1 protein-coding gene is annotated in these 1,026 nt (G+C 44.3%); it reads right to left on the bottom strand.

Features of this window, described 5'->3' with window-relative positions; genetic code table 11:
• Positions 1-664 (bottom strand): YcjX family protein (locus R7F67_RS25000; protein WP_318057554.1); only part of this gene is annotated, 664 nt, incomplete at its 3' end.
• Positions 665-1,026 lie beyond the last annotated feature (362 nt).

Genomic DNA, 1,026 nt, shown 5'->3' with positions numbered 1-1,026 from the left:
GCTCTCCTGGTAACACAAATCGCCCTGGCTGAACCCAGTGCAGCCCAGCATCTTTACAAGCATGGAGATAATCCGTGTAGGCGTGAGCCACTCTCTCTAGCTGTTTTTCATCGGCATCCGCATTGAGCTCGATCTGTTCGAGCTCAGCTAGCCATGCTAGAGCTAACTCTTTGCGTTTGCCTTTCAGCGCGTCAAACTGCGTTTGAGACCACCTCGAAAAATTCATATCGAGCAAAGGCAAGTCCAATAGCCATTCCCCCGGATAGTCGATGATGTCAACATTGAGAACCGCCGTTTTACTGAGCAGCTTCTTGGTCGTTTTCTTTGGTTTGTATTTTAAAGCTAGGCGAATTTCGCTCACATCACGCGTTGGCACTGGCCATTGTGGTGGGTTCGCATGAATCTGGCTCATCGCCTCGTCGTAAGCAAAGCGAGGCACCATCATATTGGTTTGAGGTTCACGCTTTGCACCAATAAGGCGTTTGTCTCTCGCGGCGGTCAATAAAGGTAGATTGTCGTGAGTGGCGGTGTGAAGTAGCTGATTAACCAAAGACGTGATAAAGGCCGTTTTACCCGCTCGGGATAACCCAGTTACCGCAATTCTTACATTAGAATCCATACCACGGCTGATAAAGTCGTTCACTTCTTGCTTTATTCTTTTCATAGTTTTTATTTATCTCACCAGTTTTTATACCCAACGCTTCAATAGAAGTAACTTGAGTATCACGAGTCTAAGTTTACCAACCTTAATCAAAGATGAACAAAATCTGCAATCTAGTGCTGAACTCGATAAGTGTAAAATATTGCTGCCTATAAACGGAAAAGCCTCTGAATCACTTCAGAGGCTTATATATTCTAACTAGCGGCTTGATGTTCTAATCTTCTTCAATCAGCTTGTAGATAACAAAGAGTGCGATTTCAAGAACAAACCAAAGCACACAAGTGATGGTGACGTATTTCTCATCAAAAATACTGATACCGTGAAGAATCAAGTCGTAGCCAACAAAGCCACCAACCACTACAGCA

The organism is Vibrio sp. YT-17 (genome assembly GCF_033337375.1).
Taxonomy (GTDB): Bacteria; Pseudomonadota; Gammaproteobacteria; order Enterobacterales; family Vibrionaceae; genus Vibrio; species Vibrio alginolyticus.
Note: the sequence above shows the minus strand (reverse complement) of the source record. Positions and strands in the feature narration are given on the sequence as shown.